This window comes from Aquimixticola soesokkakensis (assembly GCF_900172375.1).
Classification (GTDB): Bacteria; Pseudomonadota; Alphaproteobacteria; order Rhodobacterales; family Rhodobacteraceae; genus Aquimixticola; species Aquimixticola soesokkakensis.
This window is the reverse complement of sequence record NZ_FWFS01000004.1, coordinates 142,225-156,749: the sequence shown is the minus strand read 5'-3', so window position 1 is coordinate 156,749 and position 14,525 is coordinate 142,225. Positions and strand designations below refer to the sequence as shown.

The 14,525-nt window shown below is 58.6% G+C and carries 21 protein-coding genes; 20 read left to right on the top strand and 1 reads right to left on the bottom strand.

The window, feature by feature from the left end:
* Nucleotides 1–372 precede the first annotated feature (372 nt).
* The 16 genes from AQS8620_RS06520 to AQS8620_RS06445 all read left to right on the top strand — a co-directional run bounded on the left by AQS8620_RS06520 (nucleotide 373) and on the right by AQS8620_RS06445 (nucleotide 12,117).
* Nucleotides 373–846, top strand: a complete 474-nt coding sequence (locus AQS8620_RS06520; protein WP_085836042.1) for a hypothetical protein — start codon at nucleotides 373–375, stop codon at nucleotides 844–846.
* On the top strand, nucleotides 846–1,343 hold the full coding sequence (locus tag AQS8620_RS06515; RefSeq protein ID WP_085836041.1) for a helix-turn-helix domain-containing protein: 498 nt from the start codon (nucleotides 846–848) through the stop codon (nucleotides 1,341–1,343). Before AQS8620_RS06520 ends, AQS8620_RS06515 begins: the two co-directional genes overlap by 1 nt.
* Nucleotides 1,343–1,732 (top strand): ASCH domain-containing protein, encoded by a 390-nt coding sequence (locus AQS8620_RS06510; RefSeq protein ID WP_085836040.1) that lies wholly within the window; start codon nucleotides 1,343–1,345, stop codon nucleotides 1,730–1,732. The genes AQS8620_RS06515 and AQS8620_RS06510 overlap by 1 nt, the downstream gene beginning before the upstream one ends.
* Nucleotides 1,729–2,394: a methyltransferase gene (locus AQS8620_RS06505; RefSeq protein ID WP_085836039.1), complete on the top strand. Its 666-nt coding sequence runs from the start codon at nucleotides 1,729–1,731 to the stop codon at nucleotides 2,392–2,394. Before AQS8620_RS06510 ends, AQS8620_RS06505 begins: the two co-directional genes overlap by 4 nt.
* The gene (locus AQS8620_RS06500; RefSeq protein ID WP_143267447.1) at nucleotides 2,382–3,008 is read left to right on the top strand and encodes a hypothetical protein; all 627 of its coding nucleotides are present in this window, start codon (nucleotides 2,382–2,384) and stop codon (nucleotides 3,006–3,008) included. Before AQS8620_RS06505 ends, AQS8620_RS06500 begins: the two co-directional genes overlap by 13 nt.
* A gap of 203 nt (nucleotides 3,009–3,211) precedes the next feature.
* Nucleotides 3,212–3,811 (top strand): hypothetical protein, encoded by a 600-nt coding sequence (locus AQS8620_RS06495; protein WP_085836038.1) that lies wholly within the window; start codon nucleotides 3,212–3,214, stop codon nucleotides 3,809–3,811.
* Nucleotides 3,808–4,590 carry a hypothetical protein gene (locus AQS8620_RS06490; RefSeq protein ID WP_085836037.1) on the top strand — a complete coding sequence of 261 codons (783 nt, stop codon included), beginning with the start codon at nucleotides 3,808–3,810 and terminating at the stop codon, nucleotides 4,588–4,590. The genes AQS8620_RS06495 and AQS8620_RS06490 overlap by 4 nt, the downstream gene beginning before the upstream one ends.
* Nucleotides 4,587–5,048, top strand: coding sequence for an HNH endonuclease (locus AQS8620_RS06485; RefSeq protein WP_234990396.1), 462 nt, complete (start codon nucleotides 4,587–4,589; stop codon nucleotides 5,046–5,048). Before AQS8620_RS06490 ends, AQS8620_RS06485 begins: the two co-directional genes overlap by 4 nt.
* 116 nt (nucleotides 5,049–5,164) lie before the next feature.
* Nucleotides 5,165–5,647 (top strand): hypothetical protein, encoded by a 483-nt coding sequence (locus AQS8620_RS06480; RefSeq protein ID WP_085836035.1) that lies wholly within the window; start codon nucleotides 5,165–5,167, stop codon nucleotides 5,645–5,647.
* The gene (locus tag AQS8620_RS06475) at nucleotides 5,634–7,346 is read left to right on the top strand and encodes a terminase large subunit domain-containing protein (RefSeq protein ID WP_085836034.1); all 1,713 of its coding nucleotides are present in this window, start codon (nucleotides 5,634–5,636) and stop codon (nucleotides 7,344–7,346) included. Before AQS8620_RS06480 ends, AQS8620_RS06475 begins: the two co-directional genes overlap by 14 nt.
* A gap of 8 nt (nucleotides 7,347–7,354) precedes the next feature.
* The gene (locus AQS8620_RS06470) at nucleotides 7,355–8,617 is read left to right on the top strand and encodes a phage portal protein (RefSeq protein WP_085836033.1); all 1,263 of its coding nucleotides are present in this window, start codon (nucleotides 7,355–7,357) and stop codon (nucleotides 8,615–8,617) included.
* Nucleotides 8,607–9,473 carry a head maturation protease, ClpP-related gene (locus tag AQS8620_RS06465; protein ID WP_085836177.1) on the top strand — a complete coding sequence of 289 codons (867 nt, stop codon included), beginning with the start codon at nucleotides 8,607–8,609 and terminating at the stop codon, nucleotides 9,471–9,473. Before AQS8620_RS06470 ends, AQS8620_RS06465 begins: the two co-directional genes overlap by 11 nt.
* On the top strand, nucleotides 9,470–10,759 hold the full coding sequence (locus AQS8620_RS06460) for a phage major capsid protein (protein ID WP_085836032.1): 1,290 nt from the start codon (nucleotides 9,470–9,472) through the stop codon (nucleotides 10,757–10,759). The genes AQS8620_RS06465 and AQS8620_RS06460 overlap by 4 nt, the downstream gene beginning before the upstream one ends.
* A 61-nt stretch (nucleotides 10,760–10,820) precedes the next feature.
* A complete protein-coding gene (locus AQS8620_RS06455) occupies nucleotides 10,821–11,204 on the top strand; it encodes a hypothetical protein (protein WP_085836031.1) in 384 nt (127 codons plus the stop codon).
* Nucleotides 11,205–11,208: 4 nt separating this feature from the next.
* Nucleotides 11,209–11,778, top strand: coding sequence for a head-tail connector protein (locus AQS8620_RS06450; protein ID WP_085836030.1), 570 nt, complete (start codon nucleotides 11,209–11,211; stop codon nucleotides 11,776–11,778).
* A 3-nt stretch (nucleotides 11,779–11,781) separates the two neighbouring features.
* Complete coding sequence (locus AQS8620_RS06445; protein ID WP_085836029.1) at nucleotides 11,782–12,117, top strand: phage head closure protein; 336 nt, start codon at nucleotides 11,782–11,784, stop codon at nucleotides 12,115–12,117.
* A gap of 32 nt (nucleotides 12,118–12,149) precedes the next feature.
* On the opposite strand, the gene AQS8620_RS06440 is transcribed toward AQS8620_RS06445, so the two are convergent.
* Entirely contained in the window at nucleotides 12,150–12,734 is a 585-nt protein-coding gene (locus AQS8620_RS06440; protein ID WP_143267446.1) for a hypothetical protein, read from the bottom strand.
* Nucleotides 12,735–12,834: 100 nt separating this feature from the next.
* Here AQS8620_RS06440 and AQS8620_RS06435 point away from each other — a divergent pair, with 100 nt between their 5' ends.
* From AQS8620_RS06435 to AQS8620_RS06420, 4 genes are read left to right on the top strand one after another with little or no spacing between them, the layout of a single operon-like run.
* Nucleotides 12,835–13,179 (top strand): hypothetical protein, encoded by a 345-nt coding sequence (locus tag AQS8620_RS06435; protein WP_085836027.1) that lies wholly within the window; start codon nucleotides 12,835–12,837, stop codon nucleotides 13,177–13,179.
* Nucleotides 13,172–13,585: a DUF3168 domain-containing protein gene (locus AQS8620_RS06430; protein ID WP_085836026.1), complete on the top strand. Its 414-nt coding sequence runs from the start codon at nucleotides 13,172–13,174 to the stop codon at nucleotides 13,583–13,585. The genes AQS8620_RS06435 and AQS8620_RS06430 overlap by 8 nt, the downstream gene beginning before the upstream one ends.
* Nucleotides 13,586–13,641: 56 nt before the next feature.
* Complete coding sequence (locus AQS8620_RS06425; RefSeq protein ID WP_085836176.1) at nucleotides 13,642–14,070, top strand: phage major tail protein, TP901-1 family; 429 nt, start codon at nucleotides 13,642–13,644, stop codon at nucleotides 14,068–14,070.
* 2 nt (nucleotides 14,071–14,072) lie between these two features.
* The gene (locus tag AQS8620_RS06420) at nucleotides 14,073–14,495 is read left to right on the top strand and encodes a GTA-gp10 family protein (RefSeq protein ID WP_159453209.1); all 423 of its coding nucleotides are present in this window, start codon (nucleotides 14,073–14,075) and stop codon (nucleotides 14,493–14,495) included.
* The last annotated feature ends 30 nt before the right edge of the window (nucleotides 14,496–14,525 follow it).

The following is a 14,525-nucleotide window of genomic DNA, read 5'->3' as shown; positions in this document are numbered from 1 at the left end:
GATCCTCAAATTGAAATGGTTGCTGTTCATCGTTGGTTTCAACGGGGCAGTGTGCCAGCCCGCTATTGGGCCGCTTTGATCTTTGGCGCTCGGGCGAGGGGGTTTAATCTCGAAGCCTTGGAAATCTTGCTAGCGCATTCTGGCTCCGATGTGGTCCGCGAGAGTTGGGTAGACGGCGGTCAGCCCAGATCAGGTGGCGAAGCCGCATGACTTTTCTCAAACTTCCCCATCCCGAATGGTCGACCGCGCTGTGCTCCTCCTCCCGCGGTGTGGTTGGCATTGGGCGCGCCGGAGAGGGCATTGCTCCGGCGCGCTTTCAGTTTCCCCATTTGCGCGGGCGGTGTCTCGCGAAATCCAGCGGAGAGTTTCCCCATGCGTAACTTGCGCCCTGCTTCGATCCAATCGGCCGTTCAGACCGCAATCCGCGCAGGCGGCGGGCTTGAGGCGGTTGCCAATGACCTCGGCGTCGGGGTGTCGACGCTGTCACACGGCACAGAGCTGTCCGAGCAGCGCCCCGGCGGGCTGGGGGTGAACTACCTCGACCGGATGGGGCGGATCGTGCCCGAAACGGCGGTGCCGGTGGCGCAGCATTTTGCAGCGCTCGCTCACGGGTTTTTCCAGCCGATTGCCTCAAGCGGGCCGCAGGGAGTGAGTGTTCACCAGATCGCCAAAGAGTTCGCCGACCTGCTTGGCGCGCATGCCGCGGCGCATGGCGAGGGGTCGGACGGCGGCGGGATCGTGACCAAATCCGAGGCGCGCGATCTGCTGCGCGAGGTCGACGAGCTGATGGCTGCCGTTGCGGGCTTTCGCGCGCAGTTGGTCGGGATTTCGGAAGGGGAGCGGTGATGTTGGATGCTGCGGATCAGGTGCCGAGTCATGCCCTGCACGATGAGGCGGTGGCCGAAATGACGCGGGCGGGTGCGTTGTGCCCGGAGATTGCGGACGCGCTGGGAATCACCGTTCGGCGTGTTCAGAGCATCCGCCAGAGGTTGCGCGCGGCGGGTGTCGATTTGCCCTATGTGCGCGGGCACAGCGGGGGGCGCCCTGCCAAAACCGCACGGAATTCAAGCGTTGAGCGCGCCTATCTGCGGGGTGATCTGATCCGGAAAATTGCCCGGGATCACGGGATTTCAATTGCTGTTGTCGGGAAGATCATCAAGCGCGCAGTTGATGCCGGTCGCTTGACGCGCCGCAACGCGCCAGCGGATCAGGTAGCAGAGGCGTTGTCGCAGTATGATCCGGCGTTCCGGGCTTGGTTGGCGGAGCAGGCGAGCGGTGGCATTGCGGTCCTCGATGTTCTTCTGGCCTGCGCTGTAGATGCCTGGTTTGAGGAGGTTGGATAATGGTGGCCTACAATTTCCTGCCCGAGTTCAGTGCGGCCATTCAGGCAGGCGAAAAGTGGTCTACGATCCGGCCCAATGGCAAGCGGGCGCATGCGCGGGCAGGGCAGGAATTGCAGCTCTACACCGGCATGCGTAGCCCGCGCTGCGCGTTGTTGTTGCGTGTGCCCTGTGCCGCGGCGATGCCGATCGAGATCCACCGCGATGCGGCCTATGTGAACGGCGAGCGGCGGGACAATCCGGCTTACTTCGAGACGCTGGCCGCGATGGAAGGATTTGCCAACTTCGGCAACATGCAGGCGTGGTTCGACCGCCGCTACGGTCTGCCTGTGCTGGATTTCACGCAAATCAAGTGGGCTTGGGCCACACGGATTGAGGGAGATGCAGCATGAGCGGTCCCAACCGTTCCACCGCTGTGATGCAGCGCCGCGTCGAGGCGCATGACAGCCTCGATGATTTCCCTACACCGCCGTGGGCTACCCGCGCGCTGTGTGCTTTTCTGATCGCCGAGGGGTTCGATCTGTCGGGTCTTTGTCGCGAACCTGCGGCCAATCGGGGCCATATGGTGCGCCCGCTCGGTGAGTATTTCGCCCATGTCGAGGCGAGCGATATCCACGACTATGGCGCGGGGTTCGCGCAGGGCGACTACCTGTTCGGGGCCGAGCCTGATCCGGTCGATTGGACGATCACAAACCCGCCGTTTCGCCTTGCCGAACAGTTCATTGCGCGCGCCTGTGCGACCAGCCGTGAGGGCTGCGCATTCCTGGTGCGCGCGGCCTTTCTGGAGGGCGTGGGGCGCTATCAGCGGCTGTTCTCGGTCAATCCGCCTGCGGTGGTTTTGCAGTTCAGTGAGCGGGTGGTGATGCACAAGGGGCGGCTCGCGCCTGAGGGATCAACGGCCACGGCATATGCCTGGCTGATCTGGCTGTCTGGCTTCGAGGGCGCGCCGCGCATGGCGTGGGTGCCGCCATGCCGCAAGGAATTGGAGCGGGACGGGGATTATCCATCTGAGATTGTGCCTGCTGTTAAAGGGGATGCCGGATGGTTGCTTTAGTGAGGCCTGTCGATATCGAAACGCTGCCGTCCTATCCGTTCTCGATCGAGGACCGGATCGACAGCCATTATTTCATGCCGTGGGAACGGCGGCGCTGGCTCAACTCGGATATGCGGCTCAAGGGGCTGCCGGAGTGTCGCGCGCTTTATTTCGATCTTACCAACATTGCGTTCGATCATTCGCCGGTCGGCACCCTGCCGGTGGATATGAAGACCCTGGCCAAGCTCGTTTTCACCGATTTTGAGCATTTCGAGGCTTTGTGCGCTCTGCCGTTCGGTCCGCTGCACAATTGGGAGCCGTGCAACTGCCGTGGCGAGGTCAGGCTCATGCACCCGTTTGTGGTGAAAACCCTGTCGGAAGCGATTGCGCGCAAGGAGGACAACCGCGCGAAAAACGAGGCGGCGAATACGGCCAAGCGGTTGCAGCGGCTGCGGATCACGATTGCTGGCTATCACAAAGACCTCGGGGCCAATGATGCGGCGGTGCGCTGGATCGATGAGTGGCTGAATGAACAAGGATGCGGCTATCGCGGCGGCACCTGGATAGAGCGGGCGATTGGTGCATGGTCGGATCATTCCCTGCGGCTGAATTTGGCGCGGCGGGGTGCATCCTGAACTTTGGAAACACTGTCCTGAACTGTCCGAAAGACAGTCTGAGACAGTCTGAGACAGTTTCGGACAGTCTCAGACTGTCCGCTACGACAGGGACATAGACAAGAAATTGAAAAGACAGTCGGACAGTGTCTGACGTTTGCGGGTCGAAACTGTGGATAAGTCGCGCTTGTGGTGGGCGAGGCAGGGCTGAGAAAGGGCAAAAGATGGAAAACGAGAGCGCAGAGAAAACAGGCAAGGCGGCAGTGCGAGAGCATCTGATCGACAGGCTTGACGAGGCGGGGTTCGTGCGGCGCAAAGGCGTGTCGGCGGAGATGCACGAGAAGTTCAAGGCGCGGTTGGCTGAGGTGCTGGGCTACCTCGATGTCGAGAACATCAAGACGCTCGCCGAAGTGATGATCGAGCAATGTGGCGATGCGATCTGGCCGGCGGAGGTCACGTTTCGCACGAATGCGCGGGCCTTGCAGGAGATGCCGGCGGAGGAGGCGCGGATCGTTTCGAGTTGGCTTGCCTCGATCGAGGGGCCGCAGGCAGAGGTCGGTGGCTATCTGGTCGAGCTGTATCGCTGGCTTGTGCAGCATCGTCGCCCGCCGCTTGCGATGGATATGCGCCAGCTCAAGCTGGCCGCCGAACAGAACAATCGTCACCGGACGATCATCAACGAGCGGATCGCGCGCGACGGGGCGGGGCCGGAGGATCGGGACTGGCTGAGCCGCTATCTGGCCGATCAGGATCGCGCGCGCCGTGTGGTGGCGATTGGTCGCCAAAAACGGGCGGATGGGTCAACCGAAGGGGCGGCGGCATGATGGTCAAGCGGGTCGAGGTGCCAGAAGTCAGTGGGCACCGGGTCATCGTCGTGGGCAAGAGCGGTGTCGCCATGGTGCAATCTCTGGAGGTTGCGCGCATTGCTGCGATCAGGGCGCGTGGTGCGGTGCCGGAAGTCTGCGGGCCCGACATTCCCGAAGCGCCTGCACGCGGGCCGGTGCAGGCATTTATGCCGATGGAACAGGTCAAAGGCTCGACCGAGCGCGCCAAGCCAGCGGGCTACAAGGGGCGGCATGCAATGCGCAGGCTCGATGCGTTCGGATTGATGGAGGCGGATGCCGCGCGCGCCTTCACGCGGGCGAAAGCCAATGATGACGCGGCGGTCTATGTGGCGCCCTTCACGCCCGGACAGGTGTCTGCAGGTCGGGATTATGCGGCCTTGGCTGAACGGGTTGCCGCGAACGGCGTCAAGTGTTCGTCGCTTGAGGGGCGCATGGCGTCGGGGGAAGGTGGTCGCGATGTCATGGATGCGCAGCTGGCGGACAGTCTGCGCCTCGATCGTTTGCGCGCGCGCGTGGGCACTGGATATGCGTTGTCGGTGCGTCGGGTTCGCCCCTCGGAGCGAGGCGGGGAAGGTAAGCGGCGGTTGATCCGCACGATCGATGTTGTCAACGCGGTGTGCATCGGTGGGCAGTCGCTAGATCAGGTGCTGAGGGTTGCTGGGTGGGTAGCGGATACCAGGACCCGCAAGGCGTTACGAGAGGCGCTGTGCGGGGCGCTGGACCGCATGCAGGGCTATGACCTGAAGAAAGGGGCTTGACGCTTAACTCTGCCCACTCTACGTCTATTGTCATCATCTACAGTTGCGCCCACGGGAAACCGGCGGGCGCTTTTGCGTTTATCCCCCAACAGAATGGTGTCCTGATGGCGCGCTTGAAGCTCCTGCGAGATGGTGTGCACCGCATGCCGTCCATCGTCCGCTATCTGCCGCAAGGTGATCGCGAGCATGATCGGGTGCGGATGAAGGCTAACCCGCTTCGTAGGCTCTATGGCACGGCCAAGTGGCAGAAGCTGCGCTGGGGTGTGTTGCAGCGTGACATGTTCACCTGCCGCACGTGTGGGCGCTTGGAGGCGGACACTTCGCTGTTGGTTGCTGACCACATTACGCCGCATCGGGGCAGTGAGGAACTGTTCTGGGATGAGCAGAACCTGCAGTGCCTGTGCAAGCGGTGCCACGACACGGTGAAGCAACGCGAGGAAAAGCGCGGCGGGCGATGACCGGAGGGGCTGGCTCGGCGTCTTGCGCCTTGGTGGTGCGGGAGGGGGGGAGGTCTAAAGTCTGGGGTGCCCGCCGGGCTAGACCGGTCAACTCCCTCATCTGGAGGTTTTTTTTAATGGGCGAAGAAGTTTCTGACCTGTTCGGCAACCCTGTTCGGCCCGGCAAGGGCGCGCGCGGACGCCCGACTTTTGAGGTCACAGAAAGAAATCGTAACAAAGTCAAACTGTTGCTTGCATTGGGCTGGAGTAACGATCGTGTGGCGAATGCCATTGATTGCTCTTTGGCCACTTTGAAGCGGTATTTTAGAGCCGAGCTGTCTCAACGTCAGATGATGCGCGACAGGCTCGACGCTGAACGGATTATGGTTATGGCCGAAGCTGCGATGGATGGTGTGATTGGTGCGGCACGCGTTTTCCAACAGCAACTCGACCGTAACGATCAGATGCAAGCTGAACGCTTCCTGGCAAAGAAGCCCGAGAAAGCACAGGCCGCAGATGGGCTTGGCAAAAAGGCGATGGTTCGCGCTCAGGCGCAGGATGCTGAGGCCGAGCTGATGTTGGAGCTTGAGCGCGAGGCATCCGGACATGTCAAACAGTGAGGCGCTTCCGCGCTTCGCATGTCCTGACTGGTGGGAACGTCTGCAAGCGGGTTTGCCCCCGATGGCAGAGGTTCCCGTCAACGAAGAGCGAGCGCAACGGGTGGTTACCTTTTTCAACCGGCTCCGTTTGCCAGATGTTGCGGGCGCACCTTACCTTGCGGACGCATGCGGGGATTGGTTTCGGGATATCCTTGTCGCGTTTCTAGCGAGCGAAGACCCTGAAACCTTCCAGCCAATTGTGTGGGAATTGCTCTGCGAGGTTCCCAAGAAGAACTCGAAGACGACCTATGCTGCCGGTTTGGGGCTAACGGCCCTTTACATGGAAGAGACGCCTAACCGGAAGATGATGCTGGTGGGCCCGTCACAGGCGATCTCAGGGCGCTGTTTTGATCAGGCGCGCGGCATGATCGACATTGACGATACACTGAAGAAGATTTTTCACGTCAGTGACTCTGACAGTGAAATTACGAGGCGCAAGACAAACACCAGCCTCGCAGTGAAAACTTTCGGGACCAATATCGTGACCGGGGAAATTCCGGTTCTGACCATCATCGATGAGGTCCACGAGCTCGGAAAACTTCCCCGTGCTGCGGCAGTGATGCAGCAAATCAGGGGCGGTGGGATTACGAAGCAGCGCGGCAAGCTGCTGATGATCACGACCCAATCCGACGAAAGTCCGGCCGGTGTGTGGCGGACCGAGTTGGACAAGGCGCGAAAAATCAGAGACGGGCGGGCGGGTCCATCGCCGATCATGTTGCCCGTGCTCTATGAGTTCCCCTTGGAACTTCAGCGCAAGCAGGAGTTCTGGCGCGATCCAGCCAATTGGGGCTTGGTTCTACCAAACCTGGGGCTGTCTATCGATCCGCAGGCGCTCAGGGATGACTATTCGAACAATGGTCGGGTGTCGAAACATGCTGAACAAATTTGGGCAAGCCAGCACCTGAATATCGAGATTGGCGTTGGCCTGTCTGCAGGTTGGCTTGGTGCACAGTATTGGGAAGACTGCATTGAGGTCGGGCTGACGCTTGATGAGCTGATCGAGCGTAGCGAGGTCGCGGTCCAAGGGATCGACGGTGGCGGGTTGGACGATCTGTTTGCTGAGGCCGTTATTGGTCGCTGCCGTGAGACCGGACGCTGGTTGCATTGGGCGCGCGCGTTCGCGCATCCAGAAGTCTTTGAGCTGCGCGAGGAAATCGTGCCTCGCCTCAAGAAGTTCGCCGAGGACGGCGATCTTGTTGAGCTGGCCGACGATGACACCTCTGGCGACGTGAGCCGAGTAGCTGAAACGGCGGCTCGCTTGTTGGCCGCAGGTTTGCTTCCTGAGCAGGGCGCCATCGGGGTCGACACGACAAACAGTGCCGCGATCCAGTTCCAGATGTTCGGCAAGGGGATCACCTATGAGCAGCTGGTGATCGTCGGGCAAGACTGGCGGCTTTCTCCGGCTATCTGGGGCCTCGAGCGTATGCTCAAGCAGAAAACTTTTCTGCATGGTGGGCAGGATCTGATGGCCTGGACGGTCGGCAATGCAAAACCGGAAATCAAAGGATCTGCAGTGCGGATCACCAAGGAAGTCGCGGGCAAGTCAAAGATCGACCCGCTCATGGCAACACTCAACGCGTTCATGTTGATGCTGCGCGATCCAGTGGGCGCGGGCATTGAAGAGTCTGTTTATGCGGCTCGCGGCATTTTGACCATATGAGGAACTGAATGGACCTATTTGGAATGTTTCGGCGTCAGTCGGCTCCGGCAGAACAGCCAAATGCGTCCTATCAGGATGCTGATGGTGGTGTTCTGATTGAGACATCACAAGATATTGAAGATGCGATCCGCATTGGCATGACCGGAAGTACCTCTGGGGTAGCAGTGACGCCGCATTCTGCCATGCAGGTTTCTGCGGTCTATGCCTGCGTCCGTGTGATATCTGGGGCGGTTGCCAACCTTCCGCTGCATATCAAGCGCCGCGTTAGCGACAATACGCGCGAAGACGCGGCTGATGCCTCACTCTGGCGGGTCCTTCGACGCAAGCCAAACGGATGGCAAACACCATCGCAGTTCCGCCGTCAGATGCAGGCGCAGATCCTATTGCGTGGGAATGCCTATGCGTTGATCGCATGGTCGCGTGACCGTGTTGTCTCGTTGGTGCCGCTTGACCCTGATCGAATGGTCGTCGCGCAGGCCGATGATGGAGAGGTCAAGTACGAATACACACGAAAGAGCGGTAGCCGGATCAATCTTCCGTCTCGGGAAGTTTTCCACCTTGTCGGCATGACGCTAGACGGGGTGCACGGTGTTTCGCCGATTACATTTGCGCGGGAGACCATAGGCCTCAGCATGGCGCAGGAGCGCCACGGCTCCACCACTTTTAAGAATAGCGCGCGGCCAAGCATGGTTTTGCAACATCCCGGAAAGCTTGGAAAGGAGGGGTTAGAGTTCCTGCGTTCCAGCTTAGACGCTTACCGCTCCGGCGGAGAGAGCGAGGGCAAGGCACTAATCCTTGAAGAGGGCATGAACACCGCGCCGCTTTCAATGACGGCAGAGGATGCGCAGTGGATCGAAAGCCGCAAGTTCTCACGTTCTGATATTGCGATGTTCTTTGGTGTTCCTCCGCACATGATTGGCGACACTGAGAAAAGCACATCATGGGGGACCGGGATTGAACAGCAGTCCATCGGGTTTGTCACCTACACGCTAGAAGACCACCTGACGACTTGGGAGGAAACGATCAACCGTGACCTGATCCCAGAATCTGAGGCCGATATGTATGCCCGATTTAATCGGGCTGCATTGGTTCGTGGTGACATCAAGACACGCTGGGAAGCCTACGTGAAGGGCCTGCAATGGGGCGTCATTAGCCCCGACGAAGTTCGTGCACTCGAAGACCTGAACCCTCGCTCGGATGGCGAAGGGATGCAATTTTATGACCCGCCAAACACGGCAGGCGGTGACCAAGGAGGGCAAAATGAGCCTTAAACAACTCCCAAAGGCTAAGGCTTTTGACCGACCCGCCGCCTATGTTTGGGATGCGCCTTCTGACGCTCTTGACCAGTGGGCGGAAACGCCACTGGCTGCCGAGTCAGACAACCCCAACACGATTTCTATTTACGATCAGATCGGTCAAGACATGTGGGGCGATGGGTTCACTGCAGGCCGCATGGGCGCTGCGCTGCGTTCCATTGGGCCAAATGCGGTAACGGTAAACATCAACAGCCCCGGTGGCGACATGTTCGAGGGGTTGGCGATCTACAACCTCCTGCAAGAACACCCGGCACAGGTTACGGTCAAGGTTATGGGTGTCGCAGCTTCTGCGGCCTCATTCATTGCGATGGCCGGCGACAATATCCTGATGGGCAAAGGGTCCATTATGATGATTCACAACGCCTGGGGCGCAGTGATGGGTAACCGGCATGACTTTGCCGACGCGGCCAATGTGTTCAAAACTTTCGATACCTCTATGGCAGCGATCTATTCCGCAAGAACTGGCATCGATGAAGCAGGCATCATGGCGATGCTGGATGGCCCCACACGGTCGTCAGATGGCACGTTTATGACGGCGCAGGACGCCATCGAAAAGGGTTTTGCCGACGGTGAATTTGACGCTCCCGTGAGCGCCAAAGCGACCATTAAAACAGATATTTCTGCGTTGAGGCGGCTTGACGCTGCTTTGGCGAAGACAGGCTTGCCGAGGACAGAACGCCGCGCGCTTCTTTCCGACGCAACAGGGGGCAAGCCGAGCGCTGCCTCAACCGTCACGCCGGGCGCTGACGACTGGACGGGTTCAGCAATGAGCCTAATCGCTGCAATTAGGTCAAAAGGAGATAACCAATGACCCTGCATTTCCCCGCACCGCGTGCGCGCGGAATCGTCTCAGTCCGTGCGGACATGAGCGACCCGAAGGCTATTCTGGCTGAGCTTCAAAAGACTTTTGAAGCCTTCAAGGCTGAGAATGATGCCGAAATCAAAGCCCTCAAAAAGGGCCAGCAAGATGTGGTCCAAACCGAGAAGGTCGATCGCATCAACGCTGAAATCACATCGCTGAACAAGGCGATGGACGAAGCGAACGCGATGTTGGCCGCACTCAAGGCTGGTGGCATCGGTAGCGACGTTGCCGACCCGGCCGCGCGTGAACATGCGGAGGTTTTTTCCAAATGGTTCCGCAAGGGCGACCGTGCGATTGCCGACGCGGATCTGGGCGAACTTGAGGTTAAGGCTTCGCTGACGACTGAATCCAACCCTGACGGCGGCTATCTGGTGCCGGAAGAAATGGCGACGACCATCGACCGCGTCGCTGGTACTGTTTCGGTCATGCGCGAACTGGCCTCTGTTATGTCGATCTCGTCCGGCACATACAAGAAGCTGGTCAACATGGGCGGCGCTGGCGCTGGCTGGGTTGGCGAGAAGCAGGCGCGGACTGAGACCGATACCCCAACGCTGCGCGAGTTGATTTTCAACGTCATGGAACTCTACGCCAACCCAGCGGCGACCCAGATGATGCTGGACGATGCCCGCGTCGATATTGCAGAGTGGCTCGGTAGCGAAGTGGCGATCACTTTCGCAGAGCAAGAGGGCGCTGCTTTCGTCGCCGGTGACGGCGTGCTCAAGCCCCGTGGTCTGCTGTCTTATACCAACGTGGCAAACGCCTCGTATGCATGGGGAAAACTAGGCTACACCCCGACCGGCGTAGCCTCTGCCCTGACAGATGCAACGCACAATGGTGCTGACGCCATGATCGAACTCTATTACAGCCTGAAAGAGCAGTATCGCAACGGTGCGACCTGGCTGACTTCGGATGTGGTTGCAGGTACCATGCGCAAGTTCAAGGACGGCGACGGCACCTACCTGTGGGGCAACCCGACCGCAGCTGGTGAAACACCGACCTTCCTCGGTAAGCCGGTTCGCACTGACGACAACATGCAGGCTGTCGGGGCAGGCAAATTCCCGACTGCATTCGGCAACTTCAAACGTGGCTATCTTATCGTGGACCGCTTCGGAATCCGCGTTCTGCGCGACCCCTACACCAATAAGCCCTACGTGCACTTCTACACCACGAAGCGCGTCGGCGGCGGTGTGCAGAACTTTGAGGCCATCAAGCTGCTGAAAGTCGCAGCGTCCTAAGACATTGCGCGGGCGATCACTGCCCGCGCTAACTTAACCCAAAATGTGAAAGGGTGATCCAATGAAGGACATCTATTCTAACATCGGTATGGTGCAATCGACGGTTCCGGCTGTTCTCGCTGCCACTACCACTGACACCGGTATTGACCTGCAAGGTTTCAACTCGGCTCTCGTGATCGTCACGACCGGCGCAATCGTCGGCGATGGCGATTACACCACCAAGCTGCAAGAAAGCGATGCGCTGGCTGCGGATTATACGGATGTGGATGCGGCCTACTTGCTGGGCAGCTTCCCCGCCACTCTGGAAGCCGCCAGCATCGTCAAGGTCGGCTATGTCGGCAACAAGCGTTACATTCGCACCGTTACGACGAAGAACGGCGGCACATCCATTGCGGCCGCAATCGTGGTCGTAAAGGGCCACCCGAACGACGCTCCGGTCGCCTAAGACTATGCATCGCCCTGTCTTGATCACCTCCCCGACAGAAACACCCGTGACTTTGGCAGAAGCCAAGGGACACTTGCGGGTTGATTTCGACGATGATGATAGCTTGATCTCAGGCTACATCTCAGCCGCTACGGTTCATCTTGACGGGTATGCGGGGCTTCTGGGGCGGTGCATGGTTTCCCAAACTTGGGAACAGAAATATGACAGATGGCGCAGGGTGCTGCGCCTGCCATTTCCCGATGTTTCGTCTGTCGAGGTGGGATATACCGACGAAGACGACGAAGAGATCACGGTTTCAACCGATCTCTACACAGTTTTGCAGGACCAACGCGGCCACTATATCCGCTTTTCTGATAGGTTCTCATCTCCAAATGTCGGGCCAGATCGGGCTGGTATCAGGATCTCATTCAATGCTGGTTTCGGTGCCGCTGCTGATGTCCCGTGGTCGCTCAAGGCGGCTATCTTGTTGTTCGTGGGAAGCCTCTATGTAAACAGGGAAACCTCGGCCAGCGATTTCAAACCCACGATGGCATTTGAGGCGCTGATCGCGCCGCACCGCCGCGTAGGAGTGTAGCCGATGACCGCCGGAAGAATGCGCGATCGCGTGGCGTTTGAGCGCCAGAGCAAAGGTGAGGACGAATACGGCAATCCAGCACAGGACTGGGCGCCGATGTTCACCGTCTGGGCTGACGTGCTTGAAACGCGCGGACGAGAAAAGGTTGCAGCCGGTGTGATCGAGGCCAGCAACACGGCAACCGTGCGCATCCGAACCTCTACGCAGGCACGGACTATTGCAGCAGCAGATCGCGCGATTTTCCGGGGTGCAGCGTGGAACATCATCAGCCCGCCCATTGAGCTAGGCCGCGACCGGTCTTTGCTGGAGTTGCTCTGTGAAAGAGGCGTTGCAAATTAATGGGGATGTGCTGGAAATTACCCGCGAATCGGTTACGGGGCAGGAGTAGGGAGGCTGTCTATCATTGGCCAGAGTGTTTTGTGCTTCTTATCGAGCGCGCCCGCTCTGCGGTCTTGTGACGGCGTCCCATGTTCTATCGCCTGAATGGCAAGGTTGTTTGCTTGTAGAATTCTCGAGTTGGCCTCCTTTTTCAAGTTTTCGATGCGTTTTATGGTCAATGTCTTGGCTGATCTGGCGCGTTCTATTTTAGCTACAAGTTCCTGAAATTTTACCTCCTGCTGATCAAGTCTTTGATCAAGTTGATCTCGAATTTTTTTTGACTTTTCTGCTTGAAGGGTTGGTTTGGTGAGGGGCTGTCCCGCCTCGAATGCGTCGGCTTCGTCTCTAGCGTCGAGTTCTGAGAAATAGTGATCGGAATAGAAGGGGTCGTCCTCATCAAATCCGCTCTCCTCAATAATAGAGTAACAAAACTTCCAGTATTCCTTGCCGCTCTGATCGCTCTTGAAAACTGTAATACGGTAGGTGCTCGCCAACTTCATAAAGTTGCCATTTGCGTTCCGTGTCCATGACGGTACATCGGGTGTCTTTGAGCCAAAAAGCCACTTAAAAATATTCACTTCTTTTCTCCGAATTATTCGCGGACCTATCCGGCCACACCAAAAAACTGAAACATTCGGTCCCAACATCAAGCGGGGCCTTTACCTTTTGGAGGCGAGCATGACTGTAATCGGTGGTGACCGTGTGGCTAAGAAGCTCAAAGATTTGCCGGATCGGGTCAAGAAATACGTCGATCAGGCCAATAAAAAATCGGGCGACGAGCTGATCAGTATTGCGAAAGTTCTGATTCCCAACAAGAGCGGCGAAAACCGCGCGCAGATCAAAGGGACTGCGCTCGAAAGTGGCGCTTACCTCGCCGACTTTGGGCCGAAGTCCAAAGTTATCGAGGGAAAGAACGGCCCGCGTCCGTTTGTAAACCCCGCGTTGAAGGTGTCGCGCAAGCGGCATAGGGGCCGCGCTAAACGGGCGGCGTCCAAAGCAGTCAAGGAATTGTTCAATGGCTGACGATTCTGCGCTTGCGCTTCAGAAGGCGCTTGTCTCACGGCTCAAATCTGACGCCGCGCTCTCTGCGCTTGTTTCAGGGCGTGTCTACGATGAGCCGCCTCAGTCAGTGACATTCCCCTATGTCCGCATTGGCAACATCGATCTTCGAGCGCTGCGTTTCAGCTGCGGCGTCGATGATGACATCACGTTTTCCATTGAATGCTATTCACGCCCCACATCTGGCCGCGTCGAGGCCACGCGGATCGCCGCGGCTGTCCGCGCGTCCCTCGATGACGCAGACTTGGAGCTCACCGGATTTTCGCTGGATTGGTGTGACTACCTTACACAAGCCGTCATCCGCGCTGCGGATGGGCAAAGCTACATCGCCACGGTTGCTTTCGAGGCATCTGTCGCTTTGGCCGATTAACCGCCCTTCGGCAAGGCAGTTCGGGCGCGTGCCCATTTTCAAACATGGAGGCCGATATGGCAAAGCAAAAGGGGCGCACGCTCCTCATCAAGATTGGCGATGGCGCTGAGACGGAAGCGTTCACGACGCTTTGCGCGTTGACCACCAAAACGATCACAATCAACAACGAAGAGATCGACGTTACCACGCCGGATTGTGACGACCCGGGCGGCCCGATGTGGACTGAGGTGCTCGACGGCACAAAACGGGTCAGCTTCAGTGGGAACGGGATTTCAAAGGGCCGTGCAGAAGAGATCACCACGCTGAACGCCGTGCTCTCGGACACCCCAATCGCAAATTTGGAAGTGATTGTGCCTAATTTCGGCACCTTCTCGGGCGCGTTCTTTTTCTCGTCCTTTGAGCTGGGTGGCGAGGCTTCCGGTGGTGTGACGCTCAACCTTTCTGCCGCATCAAGCGGGGCTGTAACCTTCACTGCAGAGGTCTGACCTTGGCGATTGCATCGACCGGCGTCTATGAAGAGAAGGTCGGCGGGGAAACTCGCCGCCTCGTCCTGCGCAATGGCGAGATCGAGCGTTTCGAGCTGCAATATGATTTCGGCGTCTTTCAACTTTTCGACCAGCTTTTCGGTCGCGGGGACGCGCCAAAGGTGAGCCATGTGCGTGACATCGTGGCGCTTGCTTTGGTTGGCGGCGGAATGACGGATCGCGAGGCCGATGCGCTAATTTCTTCGCTGCCTCCCTCTGAAAACATGGCTCTGCGCCAGACAGCACAGCGGGTTCTTGGCGTGACCTTCATCCCTGCGGCTTTGACGGCTGGCGATAAAAAAAAAGCGGCTGGATCGCCCGTGAAAAAGTCGAGCGCCAAGAGCGATACGGCACCGCAGAGCGTGTCCGAAATATCTGCGGTGTGATGGGGCGCCTGCCTGGCGAGGTGCGGGCGC